Genomic DNA, 17,426 nt, shown 5'->3' on the forward strand with positions numbered 1-17,426 from the left:
TTAAATTCTGGGGTGTATCGTTGTCCACTCATAATGTTCTCTCCTATGCAAAAAGAATAGACGAAATTTGTCTAGGAGAGTGGTGGCAGTCCACTGAAGGTACTTTTATGTCTAGAATTTCTACGCCATGCATAATAAATGCCGCTTGATGATATCCAAACTTAACATCATGTCCATAATAAGCTTGGTAAGCCTCAGTCCATCGCATATCTTTAGGATGTTCAAAAGGTAATTCGATCTGGATTTTTGGAATTTCTAATCCCATCATTTTAAAAATATCTTGCAGGAATTTATATGTTCCAGAAATCTCACATTGAGCACGCAACTGCCCCAAATGAGTATTCAAATCTATTGGTGTGTAAAACAAGTAAATTTTATTATCGGTAATATTTAGCTGTAGCGAACCAAACAAATGTGTAAGTTTCTGAAAGCGTATACCGTTCAAAAGTGCTTTATGTAAGCTTTCACTGGTGACTAGTAACATCAAAAAAGGACCGTAACCAGCTAATGCATAGTGCTGACCTATTTCGAGACCTTGTTCTGGAGATATATCCTCACTAATATGTTTTAAGATATCCCATTCGATTTCGTCAGGAATTATTGTACTTGGATCTAAAGCGTCAGCATGTATCCCCATATTTGCCAAACGTGCGTCCACATCTATCCCAACATGTCGCATGCCTTGAATTAAATACATCAATCCGAGGATAGATCGCTTCATAATCCCAATTACTATTCACAAAACTTTAATGTTTTACTCGAAATATACAAATAAGTGTATTGCCGAAATGATCAAGTTTTGCGTCTGTACAATCATATTTAATCTCAACAAAACCTTTAAACTTGCACAAAATTTAGATGTATAGGGCGTGGACTATGCGTGATCAAACCAAAGATGCCATTCAAAAAACAAAAGTTGCAATTATCGGTGCAGGTTTTGGTGGTTTAGCAATGAGTATTCGACTATTACAATGCCAAATCAATGATTTTGTAATATTAGAAAAAACCAACGATGTTGGTGGTACATGGAGAGAGAACCAATATCCAGGGGCAGCATGTGATGTTCAATCACACATGTATTCTCTATCGTTTGCGCCTAAAACAGATTGGTCAAAGCGTTATGCTGAGGCTGATGAGATTTTTGATTATATTCAAGAAATCACAACTCAATACAAGCTAAGAGACTATTGTAAGTTCAATCATGAAGTTACCAATGCTACATTTGATGAAAATCGTAATGTTTGGACTTTAAAATTTAAAGACCAACCTACACTTGAAGCTCAATTTGTAATTTTCGCATCTGGCCCATTACATGTTCCACAAATTCCACATTTAAAAGGAATTGAAAACTTCAAAGGTAAAGTTTTCCACTCTTCTCAGTGGGATCACAATTATGATTTGAATGGTAAATCTGTAGTTTCAATTGGTACTGGTGGAAGTGCGATTCAGTATATTCCTGAAATTGCAAAAGATGTTAAACAACTTTATGTGTTCCAACGTACAGCAGCTTGGGTGATTCCACGTGATGAACGTAAATACTCTCAACTAAGCAAATCTTTATTCAAAGCATCAAATATCTATCGTCAAATTCATCGTAGTCGTTTGTATTGGACAAATGAGTCACGAGTTGTGCCAATTGTACAACCACAAATCATGAAATATGGTCAAAAGCTTGCTGAAGCCTTTATCCGCTTCCAAGTAAAAGACAAAGAACTCGCTAAAAAACTTACTCCAGATTTCGTAATGGGCTGTAAGCGAATTCTAATCTCAAATAAATATTTCCCTACATTCAATCGTAAAAATGTTGAGCTAGTCACTGAAGGCGTTCAAGAAATTACAGCGAATGGAATCGTGACTAAAGATGGCAAAGAGCGTCAAATCGACTGTCTGATTTATGGTACTGGATTTATTACTGATCCACGTATCTATCTCAAACACTTTGATTGCTTTGGTCGTAACGGTATTGAGCTGAAGCAAGCTTGGAAAGATGGCGCAGAAAGCTATTATGGTATTGCAACCAAGAATTTCCCTAATTTATTCCAATTATTAGGTCCGAATACGATCCTTGGTCACAACTCTGTAATTTTTATGATTGAGTCACAAGTAAATTATATTCTACAGTTAATTCAAACTGTTGATAGCACTAAAACTCAAGCTGTTGAAGTTAAGCATGCTGTTCAAGATCAATTTAACGATCGCGTTCAAGAGCAGTTAAAAGGCACTGTTTGGCAAGCTGGCGGATGCAGTAGTTGGTATCAAGCTGCTGATGGAAAGAATTTCTCATTATGGCCGACGTACACTTGGAAATATTGGTTAGAGACTCGCAAAGTAAATGTTGCTGACTATAATTTCCTTAATAACTCAGCGATTACGAAAACAAATGCAGCGTAGTCAATAATTCTTCATAATAAGCAGGTTATTCGTAACCTGCTTTTTTTATGCAATCTGTCATTTTAATTTTTCAAATTTTTATTGCAATTAGCTTAGGCTATTTTATTGCACCAAGACTTTCTAAAAATTTGAACAATCTCATTTTTAAAATTCTTCCATATTTTTCATATGTGTTATTGGTCAGTGTTGCTTTTGAATTGACACAAGCACTCAACCATATTGACAACCCGACAACAATCCTCCCTCCTGCACTTTTAATAGCTTTTACCACCTCTATTTTCGCATTTGGTATTTGTTTAATTACATATAAGCTTATTGATCGGCAAAGCGTACAAGGCAAAATTTCATTTAATCTTTTTTTTAACGCCTTAAAAAATATAGCGAAAGCTTTTTTAGCATTAGGAATTGGTATTCTATTAGGACTAATAATTAACCATAGCAATATTCAGTTTACATTTAATAGCTGGTATCTACTTTTAGTTTTTATCTTTTTAATCGGTATCGAACTCGCACATACACAGTTTGATCGTAGTTGGTTAAGTTGGAAAATTCTCTTAGTACCATTTGCTGCATTTGTCGGTTCATGCTTGGCGTCTATATTAAATTATTATCTTTTACCTAAAGCCTTTAAGTTAAATGAAGTTTTAGCTTTATCACAGGGTTATGGCTGGTATTCAATGTCTGGCATTCTATTTACTGAATTGCATTCTGCAAAGTACGGAGGGATTGCCTTACTCACTGATTTATTTCGTGAAATTTTTGCAATTTTATTAATGTATTGCTTAGGTTGGCGTTTTCCTCGTTCCGCGATATCGAGTGCAGGTGCAACATCTATGGATGTCACTTTGGCTATGGTCAAGCAATCATGCGGGACTCATTACGTACCACACGCAATGATGAGCGGGCTAATATTATCTTTATTAGCTCCACTCTTGATCAGCTTATTTCTGAATCTAAAAATCTAATTTATTGAATTAGATGGAAGCTAAAATAGATTTTAACATTTCAGTTGGTTGAGCCGCCTTGGTAATTGGGCGGCCAATTACTAAATGAGTAGATCCATCAAGCATCGCTTGCTTAGGTGTTACGATTCGTTTTTGATCATCTGCATTTGTACCTTCAGGTCGAATACCAGGTGTAACTAAAGCAAACTCTTGACCCAGCATTTCACGAAGAATTTTAGCTTCTTGAGCTGAACAAACCACACCATCTAAACCACTATCTTTAGTAAGCTTTGCTAGACGTTTCACATGATCAACAGGTTCGACATCTAAACCGATATCAAACAAATCTTCTCTACCCATAGATGTAAGAACAGTCACAGCGATTAATTGTGTTTGGTACTGACCTGCTTTAAGACGTTCTACACAAGTTTCCATCATCTTGCGACCACCAGAAGCATGGACATTCACCATCCATACTCCTAGATCAGCAGCTGCACAAACAGCTTGCGCTGTCGTATTTGGAATATCGTGAAACTTAAGATCGAGAAAAACTTCAAAACCTGTATCTTGTAATTTTTTTACAATCGATGGACCTTCATGCGTGAAAAGCTCTTTGCCCACTTTTACTCGACAAAGTGTTGGATCAAGTTGTTCAACAATGGTCATAGCTTCGTATTGGCTTTTTGCATCTAATGCAACAATGATACTCAAGAGCTTTTCTTCCAAGGTAGTTAAAGGCGCTATTATAAATATGTTTTTGCAGAAGTGTAAAATATGATTAGCAGTTCTTTGCTTGATGTATATGCATAACCTCTACAATTTAAAATAAAACAAACGGTAAAATAAGTTATATTTTAATCCTAAAATAACGACAATAAGGAATAATAATGCAAGCTATCAAATCGACAATACAGCAAAAAAAATACAGTTTAGCAATCATCAATTCTTTTATATTCTTAAAAATGAAAATCTGACAATTGATCAAAGGTTAAAATTTTTACCAGATTTAGCTCACTTTGTTATGAGTTTTTCAGATCTTAATAATTATGTCCTACCTTATGCAAACCCACAGAATAAATACGAAGAGGCAATAAACTTGCATTGCAAAGAAGATGCAAACCATTGGCCTTGGTATCTATATGATCTTAAAAAACTAAATTTAGATCAGTCTCAATTATTGAGCGATACATTGAAATATTTATGGGGAGATAAAATTTCCCCTAGTAGAAAATTATCGTATGAGTTAGTTTCACTAACCTCAAATCAATGTCCTTTTATTCGATATGTTGCTATCGAAGTGATGGAGGCTACAGGAAATGTTGTATTCAATGTTCTTAATGAGATAACTAAAGAGACACATCTAAATCTAAAATTTTGTAGTGAAATACATTTATCACATAAGACTGGGCATACCATTGGTGCTGGAACAGATGTTTTCGATGATTATCCAACGTCTACAGATACTAAATTAAAATCGATTATCGTGATTGAAAAAAGCTTTAATGCTTTTGCCAAATTTATGGATCAGCTAGAAAATAAATTAAAAGAATAGATCTTTGGTTGAAGATTTAAAATTCAAAGCATCTAAAAATACAAAAAGGCTATTCCACTTATGAAATAGCCTTTCGAATATTAAAAATATTAAAACGTTGTCGTTTTATCATTGGCGTGAACATCTAAAACAGTTTTCTCATGCCGAACACTCGCAGCAGCTTCAGCTGCAGCTTGCTGAGCAAGTTGAATCTGTTCTTTTCTCAAATGATCAATATCTTTACGCAAGCGCTTAACTTCCCAACTATTTTGAAAAACTCGGAAAACTTGTACACCCAGTAATAATCCAACCACGACACCTAAAGCAAGTGTTAACAAAAGCAATAAACCTAATCGCATCGCTGGAACTTGAGTAAATAATAAATCGACTTGCAATTCAGCTGGATTCTGTAAAACTAATGCTAATGCGTAACCAAATATAGCAACAAGTAATGCAATTAATACATAGCGCATAATTCGCACCTCACTTATTTAGTTTATTTTTTATTTAATTGACTCGTTTACTGCATCACGAAGAGCTTTACCTGGTTTGAAGTGTGGTACTGCTTTTGCTGCAACATCAACTGCCTTACCAGTTTTAGGATTACGGCCTAGACGTGGTTCACGATGATGTAATGCAAAGCTACCAAAACCACGAATCTCAATACGATCACCACTCGAGAGCGCTTCAATCATTTGATCAATCATGATCTTAACTGCATCCTCAACCAAAGGCTCAGCTAAGTGTGGGTTTTTAAGTGCAATCCGTTCAATTAAATCAGATTTATTAAGTGCTTCAGTCGTCATTGATGACCTCTTTAATTATCGCTACTTTTCAATGTTTTTAATAATAACCTGTTTAAATACAAAACGGTAGCGCAGTACATGAATACTACGCTACCGTTTACAGTATTTTTGTATAAAAAAGTACATCTCTGTTACAAGAAATGTACTTTTTAACAAATTACTTCATTTGAGCTTTAATTAAGTCACCAATAGTCTTAGGACCATTGCTTTCTGCAGCTTGAGTTGCAGCAGCTTGGCGAGCGTTGTTTACAGCTTCTTTCTCTTCAGCTTCGTCTTTCGCTTTGATAGACAAGTTGATAGAACGAGACTTACGATCAACGTTGATGATCTTAGCTTCAACTTCTTGACCAACTTCTAAGAACTTAGTTGCATCTTCAACGCGGTCACGATTGATTTCAGAAGCTTTAAGAGTTGCTTCGATGTCATCAGCTAATTTAACTGTAGCACCTTTAGCATCAACAGCTGTAACAGTACCTTTAACTAAAGCACCACGTTCATTCGCAGCTAAGAAGTCATTGAATGGATCGCTGTTTAATTGCTTGATACCAAGGCTGATACGGTTACCTTCAGCATCTACAGATAAGATAACTGCTTCAACTGTGTCACCTTTCTTGTAACGACGGATAGCTTCTTCGCCTTGTTCGTTCCAAGAAATATCAGACAAGTGTACTAAACCATCGATACCACCAGATAAACCGATGAAGATACCGAAGTCAGTAATAGACTTGATCGTACCAGAAACTTTTTCGCCTTTCTCATGAGATTTAGCAAACTCTTCCCATGGGTTAGCACGAGTTTGTTTGATACCTAAAGAAATACGACGACGTTCTTCGTCAACTTCAAGAACCATAACATCAACTTCATCACCAATCTGAACTACTTTAGATGGGTGGATGTTTTTGTTTGTGTGGTCCATTTCTGAAACGTGTACTAAACCTTCAACACCTTCTGCGATTTCAGCAAAGCAACCGTAGTCAGTTAAGTTAGTAACGCGCGCTTTAACGATAGAACCTTTAGGGTAACGGCTCATGATCGCTAACCATGGATCTTCGCCTAATTGCTTAAGACCTAAAGATACACGATTACGCTCGCGGTCAAATTTAAGTACTTTAACTGTAACTTCTTGACCAACTTCAACAACTTCTGAAGGGTGTTTGATGCGTTTCCAAGCCATATCTGTGATATGAAGAAGACCATCAATACCACCAAGATCAACGAATGCACCGTAGTCAGTAAGGTTCTTAATAGTACCAGTAACTGTTTGACCTTCTTCAAGTTGAGCAAGTAATGCTTCACGGTCAGCAGAAGATTCAGCTTCCATAACAGCACGACGAGATACAACAACGTTGTTACGTTTAGCATCAAGCTTGATTACTTTGAACTCTAACTCTTTACCTTCAAGGTGAGTTGTGTCACGAATAGGACGAGTGTCAACTAAAGAACCTGGTAAGAATGCACGTACAGGACCGATGTCAACAGTGAAACCGCCTTTAACCTTACCAGAGATAACACCAGTAACGATTTCGCCATCTTCAAAGATTTTCTCAAGTTTAGTCCAAGTTTCAGCACGTTTCGCTTTTTCACGTGACAAAACTGTTTGACCCATACCGTTGTCAAGCGCTTCAACAACTACGTCAACAGTATCGCCAACTTGAACTTCAAGTTCACGTTGTTCATTTAAAAATTCAGCACGATCAACAACGCCTTCAGATTTAAGGCCAGTGTCGACAGTAACCCAGTCAGAATCGATACTAACAACAGTACCTTGGATGACTGCACCCTTTTCAACGTTGAGGTTTAATTCACTTTCTTCAAAGAGGGCTGCAAAAGATTCGGTCATGATATACCTGATAAAGTCAGCGGTCTTGGATCAGACAAGGCCGGTTAAGTTAAGTTGTTACATTGTCCAAAAGATCTGATCAAGCAATGCTTCAACTGAAAGTTAATTCAATATCTATTTTATACGACTGTCGATATAGTCAACCATGAGCTTAAATACTTCATCGATACCTATCTCAGAGCTATCAACGATATAAGCATCTTCGGCCGGCTTGAGTGGAGCAACTGTACGCTCCATATCCCGCTTATCTCTAGCCTGTATGTTAGATAAAATGTCGCTTATTTTAGCATCAAGACCCATACCCTGCAACTGTTTTACACGTCGCTCCGCTCGTGATTGTGCAGATGCGGTGAGATAAATCTTTGCCTGAGCTTCAGGAAAAATAGAAGTTGCCATATCACGACCATCAGCAACCAATCCTGGAGACTGGATAAAAGCTCTTTGACGATCAAATAACGCTTTACGTAATGCTGGAATTGCTGCAACTTTAGAAGCATATTCCCCCACTTCCTCAGTGCGTATCACATTCGTCACATCAGCACCATCGAGTAGAATAATCGTGGAAGATTCTGTTGATTTAAATTCGATATTTAAATGAGTTGCAATTTCGACACATTCATCCAACTTAGTTTCAAGTTGCTCTAATAAGTTTTTTTGAGCCAAAGACAGTCCAAGTAAACGATATAACGCACCAGAATCTAATAAATTATATTGGTAATGTGCAGCAATCTTAGCAGCTAACGTACCTTTTCCAGATCCGCTTGGACCATCAATCGTAATAATATGAACTGTCATTCTCTTCTCTTTATGGAGCAACTGATTTCGCTAGTTTTGAAAAACCTAGTGTAATTGCTGCTTTAAGTTGTGCAAGGATTAATTTACTCACAAAAGGTGCTTTTGCTGTAAATTCAATCTTGTAAGTTACCAATGTTACGTAAGGTGTAATTTCTTTGAATTCAATTTGACCCAAATGATGCTTTACAAGTGGATTGTTAATCAACTTATACTCAATACGTTTATTTTCTTCCAATAATGTAATTTCTTCTTGCAATGGTTTTACAGGACCAAATCCCATTCGACGAACCGACCCAATTCCATCTGGACGTTTTGGATCAGCCGAATCTTTAACTCGTACCACTTGTAGTGGGGCAAAAGCTTTATTATAAGTTGCGTGTTTTGACAATAAATCAAACACTTCTGAAAGAGGTGCATGAAACTCTTTTTTTACAGTGATTGCATTACGCATAGCTTTGCCTTTTTTAATTTGACCAAAATCATCGCGGCTTAGTTTGCCACAACTCAAAAGACATGTTTAATCATTTAAGGACGTTTTAGATAAATGGGCTTGCTTCTTTTCTTTTCTTCTTTGCTTAAAAAAATCACTTAGTTGAGCTGAACATTGTTGTTGTAAACAACCTTGTTCAAATACAAATTTATGGTTGTAGTAGCCATTATCTAACAATTGACGAGCGCTAACAACAGAACCAGCTTTAGGCTCAGTCGTTGCAAAAATCACTTTTTGAACTCTTGCATGAATCAATGCACCAACACACATGGTACAAGGTTCAAGCGTCACATATAAAACAGCATCATCTGGTAATCGATAATTTTCAATCGCTCGGCAAGCTGAGCGCATCGCTTGAATCTCTGCATGTGCCGTAGGATCAGACAATTGGATAGGTGCATTGTAACCCGAGCCAATGATTTTATCTTGACTCACGATTACAGCGCCAACAGGTATTTCACCTTGTGATGCTGCGATTGCAGCCTGCTCGTAGGCAAACTGCATCCAATATTCATCTTTATTAACAGTCATATCTACTTAAGAAATTACACCATATTGTCTTAATAACGCATTCCAACTATCAATTGTTGTAATTGGTGGACAATCAGACAATATATCTTTCAAAGTGATTTTTTCAGCAGACTTCCATTCAGGTGAAAGATCCTTATCAACCAAACGTGCTCGCACACCCTCAACGAAATCAGGATGACGAATCTTCCAATCAGAAATTTGTGACTCTAAAGCAAAAACCTCATCCCATGCATGACCTTGTTTACCCCATTGCCAAAGCAACCAAGTAATCGCAGCAGTGCTCGGAGAACCCTTCTGTAAATTCTCACTAGCTTGACGTAACCAGTCACTACTTGCATCACTCAAACCTATAATAGCTTGGTAATCATACTCAAAGCTTTGTCCACGACAAACACTATGGATAACATCAATTGAATTTTGCAATGGTCCAGAAGCAACTGGACGATGCAGGCTATTCAGGGTGTCATCGATTGCTCTAAATGCGCCAGCTGGATAATGATTCCAATCAACATTCAATACTTTTTGAAGCACATTATCACGCTGAGCTTCACAAATATGTGTCGCCCAACCAATACTGAATGCTCCAGCAGCTGTCATGATTGAACCCGTTAAACCAGTAAATAGACCAATTTGACCACGATCAGCAAGGAAGCGACTACCACCAACATCAGGATACAATCCAATATTAATCTCAGGCATAGCCAAACGAGAATATGGTGTGACCAAACGAAATGGTGCAGCCATAAATAAGCCTAGTCCGCCACCCATGACATAACCTTCACCCCAAACCACAATAGGCTTAGCATAGTTATGCAGCAGTAAATCTAGTGCATATTCTTGCTCAAAGAATTTATTAGCCGTATCAACTTCATTATTGATAACCAATTGGCGCAATTTACGAACATCACCACCCGCGCAAAATGCTTTTGGTGTAGTCGAATCAAACCAAATCGCTTTTACACTTTCATCATCATGGAAATGTTCGAAGACTTTGAGTAAAGCACTTACGATCGATTCATCCAATGCGTGTAATGATTTAGGTCGGTTCAAACGAACAATACGCCAACCATTTTTAGCATGCTCGACAATCAAATCAGGATGATAGCTATTTAAATCGGGAGAATTCATTATGCGTCCAATTGCCAGTCTATAGGCTCAATGCCATGTTGTTTCAAATATTGATTTGTTTTAGAAAACACTTTACAGCCAAAAAAACCACCTCGGTTTGCTGATAAAGGTGACGGGTGGGCTGCACTTAAAACTAAATGTTTGTTACGGTCTATGCGCTGTCCTTTACGTTGAGCATAAGCTCCCCATAATATAAATACGATACGTTCACGATGTTCATTCAACACATCAATCACATTATCAGTAAAATCTTCCCAACCTTGTTTCTGATGTGAGGTGGGTTGACCAGCTTCAACCGTCAGCACACTGTTCAGCAATAAAACACCTTGCTCAGCCCATTTACTCAAATCACCATGTCGAGAAACAGGTATGCCTAAATCAGTGTTCAATTCATGAAAAATATTACGTAAAGATGGAGGTAATGCAACCCCTCTTTGTACCGAAAAACTTAAACCATTCGCCTGATTCGGTCCATGATAAGGATCCTGACCAAGTATGACGACTTTCACATGGTTAAGTGGAGTGGTGTTAAATGCATTAAAAATTTGTTTGCTTGGCGGATAAATCGTTTTTTGGGCAAGTTTCTCTTGTTGCAAAAACTCGCGTAAATTATCCATTTTTTGCCCAAGTAAAAATTCAGAAAGTGAATATTTCCAAGATTCATCAATCTGAATTTTATTTAATTTATTGAGCTGTTGTTCCGTAAATTGCATCAACTTTCCTTAATTTGAGTTCACTTAATCAAGTAAACTCAAAGTGTTACTTGTAATTCTACTTCTGGATTTTCGAACTTAATTCCTTTTTTCAAGTTCTCATATATCTGTGGATCACTCCACTCTGATACGACTTGCTCTGAAAAAACTATTTGATCCAAGCTCAATATACCCATTTGCTCATTTTCAATGTCTTCCTGAAAACTTTGAGCGTACCCCGTATCAGTTTCATGAACAATCACAGAATATACTTGAACATCACCCTCACCATTTTGTGTTGTAGTTGAGCGAAGGACTTGTTGAGCTAAATAGAAAAAAATACGTGAAAATTGTTCGGCAGAAGGCGAAACAGGCAATGAAATCCATCGTGCACTAAATGTCTTACATGCATCAATATAAGCAGCATCATCTTTTTGCCAAAAACAAATGGCATGATCAAAACTGTCAAAAAGTTCTTTTATAACACCTTTGAGCAAACCAAAATCGTAAACCATCTGACCATGATCTAACTTTGACGCTTTGAGTAATAATTCAACTTTATAACTATGCCCATGAATCGAACGCTTACAGCGATCCGATGTACAATTGCGTACAATATGAGCATTTTCAAACTTAAATAATTTACGAATTAACATGCACCAAGCTAATCTTTATCTGCGAACGAGTTTTATTATAAAGCAAAAAAACAAGCATTGGGATTGATTTTAAACCTTGTCGATATTTGATAATTCAATTATCAAATCAATTGAAAGGTGCAAGACTTCGTGAGTAAACAATTACATGATTATCTTTTCTAGCCATAGAACTTGTGAATTGACGCTTACGTTCACTTAAAAGCACATCAATCTGTGCAGTAAAATAATTCGATTTCACATCCATTAAGCTACCTGCATCAGTTTTACTCTGCTCATCAATGCCAGAAAATGCATTCAATTTCCATAAGTCATCTAGATTATTAAAATAAGTCAAGTTTGCCTCTTTTGCTTTGATCTCCTGCTCTACCGCTTTCATATCCACCTTTGGATCCATGCTTGCTAACAATAAAGCAGGTGCAGTATTTATATTTATTTTTGTCGGTTCAGGTAAGGCCGAAACATAGGGACGAATCAAATCAAATTTTTTACCTTCGAATCCTCTAACCAATTTTAATTCTTCAACATTATGGAACTTTGTATTTGATGCCAAATATGCAGGTTCCATTCCTTGATAAATACTACTTTCAGCTCCCATTGCACCCGAAGTTTCATCATCCACATCTTGCCAATCAATGACAGCTTGACTCAACTCCGCTGGCAATCCAACTCTGACTAATAGTTTTTCAAACCACCGACGAGCGGAATCATCCACTTTTCCGTCTGGCTTAACTAAATTATTTAAATTAAATTTCCCCGAATCATCAATTAAACGTCCAGAAACTGCACCATCTTCAACTGGGAACGAAGGTATTGGTTTCGCCCAACTTTCCTGTAAATGATCAAGATTACCTGCATTTTCACTATCTTGAATCAATAATTCAGAAAAAAATGCCTCTGCGCTTTTTGCATAAAGTAAAGACTGATTTTGGCGCATCAAATAGCCAGTATTTTCAGCAGTATTGCTTTGACGTTTTGCAATTGTTGCAGCCAAAATAGTAGCCAATGCGACCATGATCAATATTGTGAGAAGTGCTATACCTTGTTCAGAAGATTTAATCTTGATCATTGAGGTGTTTCCTGATTGACCAATAACTGATTGGCATTTAATAAACTATAAATCCACTCATAATCTGAGCCAGCAATCGTCAATTGAACTTTAAAACCTAATGGTAACTTCTTTAATTCATTTACATTATTTGGATCATTAATATTTTCAGGCCATTGGCTAATTTCTTGTGGATTTAAAATCAAAATTCTAAATTGATCTACATTTTCAAGTAAAGTGCTTGATACTGGTTGCACACGATTTGGAATATTTAAATTTGTATATTTCAAACGGTAAACTTTTTTTTGTTGTGCATCATATCTGTATTCTATTCGCTCATATGGTGAAAGACCTTGCTTCAATGGATCAGATACCCCAGCCTTACTAAAACTAAAACTTGGATCATTCAAAACCATAGCTGCTTGTAATTGTCGCCCATCATTTGCAGTCAATGGAATTATCTGCATGCTATCTTTTAGAAATTGCTGATAAGCATCCTGTAATTCAAATAAGTGTGTTTCATGTTCTGCATTTCTATCTTTCACTTTGATAAGATAATCAAAAACTTTCCACCCCAACATTGAAAGCACTGCAAAAATCGCAATCGCAACAAGCAACTCAACTAAAGTAAAACCTAAATTACTCTTAATTTTTTTGGGTAAATAAGACTTAGTTGAACTTTGCTGACATTCTGAGACAACATTAAATCTGAAACCCAACCTCATTACAACATTCTTGATTTTCATGATGTTTTGACTTTTGCAGGATAATTAAAGAATACAAGATTGGTAATTCCTGCCTCAACTTTGCCTTGTTCAGTGTTATATAAGCTTACTTGTAACTCGATACGTTGGATTTTTGGGTTTAATGTTGATTGTGCTTTTTTATCGATTTGCCAAGTTTCCCCCTGCGCAGTAACTTGTTTAGATTGTGTTCCCTCAAGCCACTCTTGATTTATTTCCATGGTTGCAATTTCATTCATTGCCACAAATTGGGCTTTAGTACGTAAAATTGCATTTGAAGTTGATTGGGTATACTGCATAGCTACTTTAGTTAACGCGATTGCAGCGACCGCAAAAATAGCTAAAGCAACCATCACCTCTAACAGCGTAAAACCTTTCTGTATTTTGAGAGAATGTAGTTTAACCTCAGCAATTGTTTGAAAATTAAGACTATCTGATTTTTTATCAAGCAAACTGAATTGTCGATTAGTCATCTTACTTAAGGTATTAATTTTCATGTATTTTCCCCAAGTAATCTAATTCTAATTCATTACCGATCGGTTGCTGCTGATAATAAAATTGAATTCTCACAGGTTTAACTTCACCATTGCCAAACCAAACTAGTTGAGGAGATTTACCCCCCAGTAGATCCTCGTTGTTTGCTTTAGAGTACCGCTCAGCATCAATAACTTGTAAGCTGAAGGACACGTTATCTGGTAATTGGCGAGACTTAAATTCCTTATATTCCTGCCATGTTTTATCAGCTTGCTGAACGAGCTGTAGACTCTGGTCGTGATATTCAAATAAATTATAGGTAAATGGCGAAACATCCGTTGCATTTTGAAAATTCAATGCAAATACTTTTGATTGATCAGCAGATTGTTTATTTATTCTTTTAATATCAAGTATAAATAGCTCTCTGGCTTGCATTGCTTTACGCTGATCTATACCACCAATATTCAGAACAACAAGTGATGCCATGACCGTCATGATTACAATCACCACCATGATCTCAATTAGGGTAAAACCTTGCTGTAATCGAAGTGATGATTTCATGATAATAATCAACTATGTTAATGCATGTTCAAGCTGTTTGGGCATCGCCAAAGCCTGTTCTATATAAGCTACACGTAGTGTATCTCTTGAACCCAAGTAACGCTGATAGAAACTTGAATTTAGTATAACCGCAGCGCCATAGGTTAAAGACCATATCGAGGCTAAATAATCTCGTGTCGTCATCTTACTATTGATATCAATCAGGTAACTCTCAGTCATACGAATAATAATGCGCAATCTTTGACGTCGAATTTTATATAATTCACTGAATAGTAGCTGTATTCCTTGTCCAGTTGTTGAAAGACGCTCTTCTATTTGATGAAATAATGCGGTACGTTCAGGATGATGTAAATGATGAAGCATAAAAAAAGCTAAATGCTCCGGAAATGATTTTTCAGTATCCTGGATCATTTCCAACAGCATTTTTTCATTGCGAATGATCAGCAACATATACAGCTCATCTTTGCTTTGAAAATGCTTATATAAAGTGCCTTTAGCTAAATCCAATTCTGCTGCAAGGGCATCAAGCGTCATGCCCGCTTCACCATTTTCTAATAAGAGTTGTTCAGCGATTTGAAAAATTAACGCTTCTCGTGCTCTAAACTGAGCTTGACGATCCATCTTCACGTGATAACTCTCTTTTCAAGTACTACAAACCGTTATTTAAAATTTAAGAGATTTTCAAAATTTTGCATGGTAATCATGCCAATCTCTTCAAGCGATTTATCATATACTTCACTAAGAGCTTTTGCTACATAGGGCACATATTTTGGTTCATTTGTTTTACCACGATATGGCACAGGTGCTAGATACGGACTATCTGTTTCGATTAATACACGATCAAGTGGTACTTGCTTAGCAACATCTCTAAGGGATTGAGCATTTTTGAAAGAAATGATTCCTGAAAAAGAAATATAGTAACCACAATCTAAGACCGCTTTCGCTGTTTCCCAATCTTCTGTGAAACAATGTAATATGCCGTGTGTTGATTGTTCAGCTCGAATAATATCTACAGTGTCATGTTTTGCCGAGCGCGTATGTACAACCACAGGTTTTTTTACAATTTTTGATGCTTGTATATGCCTAGCAAAGCATTGCTTCTGATCTTCAACAAAATCAGTACTGTGATAATAATCCAAACCTGTTTCACCTAAAGCCCAGACTTTTTCTGATTGAGCCAACTCGACCAAAAAATCTGTTGTAGCTCGGGCCATGACATATTGATCTTCACATGGATGAACCCCTACTGTGTAACCAACATCATCGTGTCGTGATGCAATTTCTGCCAATTTTATATGATCTTCTAAATCCACAGATATCCCCATGAACTTAGTTACGCCTGCCTGACGTGCAGCATCGAGCGCTTGATCTAGATCTCCACCGTATGGCGTAAGATCTAACATGGTTAAATGGCAATGGGTATCAACAAACACGCTTTGTTCCTAAAAAATTTAATTACATAGTATAACTTGGACGATCAAGGCTTTTAGCACCTGCTAAAATTCTTTCTGCCTCTGTTCGATAATAAACACCTTTATCACCGGCAAGCTGAATCGCAAAACCTTGTGGTTTAAAATGGGTTTGCTTGTGCGAAATCCAAATCACCTTACCAGTTAAAGGAATTTTCTGTGATTGATCAGGCAGAGTCGCAAGGATAAAAACTTCTTGTCCCATTTTTACCGCTTGCTTAGTCGGAACAAATAAACCACCACCTTGTACAAAAGGCATATAACTCGCTTGCAAGGTAGCCTTGTCAGGAATATTGACTTGTATAATCCCGCCCATCATTTGTGGTTGCATTACATTCCCCTGTTATTAATTTACTTAAAGTTTCTTATATGATGCTGATTAACCGTAATAAAGCATGAACGCTCATGGTTTCAAATACAAGTGCAATAAACACCGTCAATCTACTTAGCTGAACCCAATCAACTTTCATTTTTTGAATTATAAGAAACATTAATAGAAACAACAAATAATGTTTCAAATAACTTATCTATTTAGGGTCTGTTGACATTTACTGTTCATAATTAAACCTATAAAGGTAGCCATAAAAATATACAGGCTAAGGCAACAGCACTTTGATAATTTCTTTTGAGCTTGTCATATCGAGTAGCTATCCCTCTAAATTGTTTTAATCTACAAAACATATTTTCAACTAAATGCCTGATTTTATATAAATACCAGTCCATATGATCATTGTTCGATTGGCTATTTATTTTCTTTGGTATATTCGCTTTTGTTCCTGTTTTTCTGATCTGCTCACGCAGTGGTTCTGAATCATAGCCTTTATCTGCGCATACCACTTCTGTCTCTTTTAAATCTAATGTTGCTATTAAATCAGGTGCAACTTTGATGTCATGTGTAGTGCCATCGGTAATCATGAAATCAATAGGATTGCCATGTGAATCAACAATCAAATGTATTTTTGAGGAGTTTCCTCCTACACTTTTAGAAATGGATTGATTCGCTATACCGGCAGAATGTTGATGAGCACGTACGTGAGAGCCATCAATAAAAATCCACTCCATATCGGGGCATGATGCTAATAATTTGAATAATCTAAGCAACTTACCGCTGCTTGACCAACGATTAAAACGTTTGAAAATAGAGTTTGATTGACCGAAATAGGAAGGAATATCTCGCCACGGACAGCCTGTTCTAATTCTATAGAGAATAGCTTCAATAAAATTACGTAAATTTGAGTTGTGATGAATAGATAAATTACGCAAAATAGTTTTCAACTTTTGCCAGTGTTGATCTGTCAGCATGGTACGAGGCATAGCGAATAGTAAAATT

General features: G+C 36.7%; 21 protein-coding genes and 1 pseudogene. 3 read left to right on the top strand and 19 right to left on the bottom strand.

Features of this window, described 5'->3' with window-relative positions:
- Positions 1-88: 88 nt before the first annotated feature.
- Positions 89-721 (bottom strand): annotated as a pseudogene (locus MKL32_RS03255) (AraC family transcriptional regulator ligand-binding domain-containing protein); the annotation flags it as partial.
- A gap of 155 nt (positions 722-876) precedes the next feature.
- On the opposite strand from MKL32_RS03255, the gene MKL32_RS03260 reads away from it, so the two are divergent.
- Positions 877-2,391: a flavin-containing monooxygenase gene (locus MKL32_RS03260; protein WP_270900161.1), complete on the top strand. Its 1,515-nt coding sequence runs from the start codon at positions 877-879 to the stop codon at positions 2,389-2,391.
- Positions 2,392-2,438: 47 nt separating this feature from the next.
- The gene (locus MKL32_RS03265) at positions 2,439-3,356 is read left to right on the top strand and encodes a lysine exporter LysO family protein (RefSeq protein ID WP_125272336.1); all 918 of its coding nucleotides are present in this window, start codon (positions 2,439-2,441) and stop codon (positions 3,354-3,356) included.
- 9 nt (positions 3,357-3,365) lie between these two features.
- Here the strand turns inward: MKL32_RS03265 and pyrF are convergent, their stop codons facing one another.
- Positions 3,366-4,061 carry an orotidine-5'-phosphate decarboxylase gene (gene pyrF, locus MKL32_RS03270; protein ID WP_125272337.1) on the bottom strand — a complete coding sequence of 232 codons (696 nt, stop codon included), beginning with the start codon at positions 4,059-4,061 and terminating at the stop codon, positions 3,366-3,368.
- Between the two features lie 295 nt (positions 4,062-4,356).
- On the opposite strand from pyrF, the gene MKL32_RS03275 reads away from it, so the two are divergent.
- Positions 4,357-4,887: a hypothetical protein gene (locus MKL32_RS03275; RefSeq protein WP_125272505.1), complete on the top strand. Its 531-nt coding sequence runs from the start codon at positions 4,357-4,359 to the stop codon at positions 4,885-4,887.
- Between the two features lie 89 nt (positions 4,888-4,976).
- Here MKL32_RS03275 and MKL32_RS03280 read toward each other — a convergent pair whose 3' ends face one another.
- From MKL32_RS03280 to MKL32_RS03360, 17 genes are all read right to left on the bottom strand, one after another.
- The gene (locus tag MKL32_RS03280; protein WP_112986420.1) at positions 4,977-5,339 is read right to left on the bottom strand and encodes a lipopolysaccharide assembly protein LapA domain-containing protein; all 363 of its coding nucleotides are present in this window, start codon (positions 5,337-5,339) and stop codon (positions 4,977-4,979) included.
- 30 nt (positions 5,340-5,369) lie between these two features.
- Entirely contained in the window at positions 5,370-5,672 is a 303-nt protein-coding gene (locus tag MKL32_RS03285) for an integration host factor subunit beta (RefSeq protein WP_004911476.1), read from the bottom strand.
- 157 nt (positions 5,673-5,829) lie between these two features.
- Positions 5,830-7,512, bottom strand: a complete 1,683-nt coding sequence (rpsA, locus tag MKL32_RS03290; RefSeq protein WP_004954100.1) for a 30S ribosomal protein S1 — start codon at positions 7,510-7,512, stop codon at positions 5,830-5,832.
- A gap of 114 nt (positions 7,513-7,626) precedes the next feature.
- The gene (cmk, locus tag MKL32_RS03295; protein ID WP_099948597.1) at positions 7,627-8,307 is read right to left on the bottom strand and encodes a (d)CMP kinase; all 681 of its coding nucleotides are present in this window, start codon (positions 8,305-8,307) and stop codon (positions 7,627-7,629) included.
- A 10-nt stretch (positions 8,308-8,317) separates the two neighbouring features.
- Entirely contained in the window at positions 8,318-8,758 is a 441-nt protein-coding gene (locus MKL32_RS03300; RefSeq protein WP_004911485.1) for an SRPBCC family protein, read from the bottom strand.
- A 66-nt stretch (positions 8,759-8,824) separates the two neighbouring features.
- Positions 8,825-9,328, bottom strand: a complete 504-nt coding sequence (tadA, locus tag MKL32_RS03305; protein ID WP_270900162.1) for a tRNA adenosine(34) deaminase TadA — start codon at positions 9,326-9,328, stop codon at positions 8,825-8,827.
- A gap of 6 nt (positions 9,329-9,334) precedes the next feature.
- Positions 9,335-10,459, bottom strand: a complete 1,125-nt coding sequence (locus tag MKL32_RS03310) for an enoyl-CoA hydratase/isomerase family protein (protein WP_171053792.1) — start codon at positions 10,457-10,459, stop codon at positions 9,335-9,337.
- Positions 10,456-11,169: a uracil-DNA glycosylase gene (gene ung, locus MKL32_RS03315; RefSeq protein WP_004911491.1), complete on the bottom strand. Its 714-nt coding sequence runs from the start codon at positions 11,167-11,169 to the stop codon at positions 10,456-10,458. The genes MKL32_RS03310 and ung overlap by 4 nt, the downstream gene beginning before the upstream one ends.
- A 38-nt stretch (positions 11,170-11,207) precedes the next feature.
- On the bottom strand, positions 11,208-11,804 hold the full coding sequence (locus MKL32_RS03320) for a 6-pyruvoyl trahydropterin synthase family protein (protein WP_004954093.1): 597 nt from the start codon (positions 11,802-11,804) through the stop codon (positions 11,208-11,210).
- A 106-nt stretch (positions 11,805-11,910) separates the two neighbouring features.
- Complete coding sequence (gspK, locus tag MKL32_RS03325) at positions 11,911-12,870, bottom strand: type II secretion system minor pseudopilin GspK (RefSeq protein WP_270900163.1); 960 nt, start codon at positions 12,868-12,870, stop codon at positions 11,911-11,913.
- On the bottom strand, positions 12,867-13,595 hold the full coding sequence (gene gspJ / locus MKL32_RS03330; protein ID WP_270900164.1) for a type II secretion system minor pseudopilin GspJ: 729 nt from the start codon (positions 13,593-13,595) through the stop codon (positions 12,867-12,869). The genes gspK and gspJ overlap by 4 nt, the downstream gene beginning before the upstream one ends.
- Positions 13,592-14,065, bottom strand: coding sequence for a type II secretion system minor pseudopilin GspI (gspI, locus tag MKL32_RS03335; RefSeq protein WP_270900166.1), 474 nt, complete (start codon positions 14,063-14,065; stop codon positions 13,592-13,594). The genes gspJ and gspI overlap by 4 nt, the downstream gene beginning before the upstream one ends.
- Before the next feature lie 13 nt (positions 14,066-14,078).
- Entirely contained in the window at positions 14,079-14,627 is a 549-nt protein-coding gene (locus tag MKL32_RS03340; protein WP_270900165.1) for a pilus assembly FimT family protein, read from the bottom strand.
- Positions 14,628-14,639: 12 nt separating this feature from the next.
- Positions 14,640-15,248, bottom strand: coding sequence for a TetR/AcrR family transcriptional regulator (locus MKL32_RS03345; RefSeq protein WP_020899852.1), 609 nt, complete (start codon positions 15,246-15,248; stop codon positions 14,640-14,642).
- Between the two features lie 38 nt (positions 15,249-15,286).
- Positions 15,287-16,060: a TatD family hydrolase gene (locus MKL32_RS03350; RefSeq protein WP_005402540.1), complete on the bottom strand. Its 774-nt coding sequence runs from the start codon at positions 16,058-16,060 to the stop codon at positions 15,287-15,289.
- Positions 16,061-16,082: 22 nt separating this feature from the next.
- Positions 16,083-16,427, bottom strand: a complete 345-nt coding sequence (locus tag MKL32_RS03355) for a PilZ domain-containing protein (RefSeq protein WP_005402539.1) — start codon at positions 16,425-16,427, stop codon at positions 16,083-16,085.
- A gap of 236 nt (positions 16,428-16,663) precedes the next feature.
- Complete coding sequence (locus MKL32_RS03360; protein WP_004912080.1) at positions 16,664-17,410, bottom strand: IS5 family transposase; 747 nt, start codon at positions 17,408-17,410, stop codon at positions 16,664-16,666.
- Positions 17,411-17,426 lie beyond the last annotated feature (16 nt).

Origin of the sequence: Acinetobacter sp. AOR34_HL (genome assembly GCF_027854795.1) — a bacterium.
GTDB lineage: Bacteria > Pseudomonadota > Gammaproteobacteria > Pseudomonadales > Moraxellaceae > Acinetobacter > Acinetobacter junii.